At 65.8% G+C, this 400-nt stretch carries 1 protein-coding gene; it reads right to left on the bottom strand.

What is annotated here, in order from left to right; translation table 11 throughout:
- A partial coding sequence (locus tag ACTNBZ_RS14385) for a major capsid protein (protein ID WP_441210961.1) occupies nt 1–400 on the bottom strand: 400 nt, incomplete at both ends.

The raw sequence follows: 400 nt of genomic DNA, 5'->3' as shown, positions 1-400 counted from the left end.
GCTCCGGCCAGCCGGTGTTAGCCAGCAGATTCGACGTGACACACGTCCACAGGACATCCATGCGGACTTCCTGCATCTCGGCGCAGGGAATCTCGATGCAGTCCTTGGTCTGGCCGCTGATCGCCTGCGCTTCGGTCATGGTGCCGCGGTTGGTGGCGTACAGCGTCGAGAAGTCCGGCTCCACCGGGTAGCGCAAACCACCGCGGGACAGGCTGATCTCCGGGAGGGAGAACAGGTTCGCCGCAGCCGGGGTGGGCAGGAAATCATAAATGGTCTCGGATGGGGCGCACCATCCAGCAGCCGCGACGAGGGAACCGCCGTCAAGGCGGGACTCGTCGGTGGCGTGGTCAATCGCGGCGACCAGGCTCGCCTCGTCGGATGCGACGAGTTCGGTCGGGAG

The organism is Pseudoflavonifractor sp. HCP28S3_F10, assembly GCF_052065415.1.
Taxonomy (GTDB): Bacteria; Bacillota; Clostridia; order Oscillospirales; family Oscillospiraceae; genus Pseudoflavonifractor_A.
This window is presented reverse-complemented; position numbering and strand designations above follow the sequence as displayed.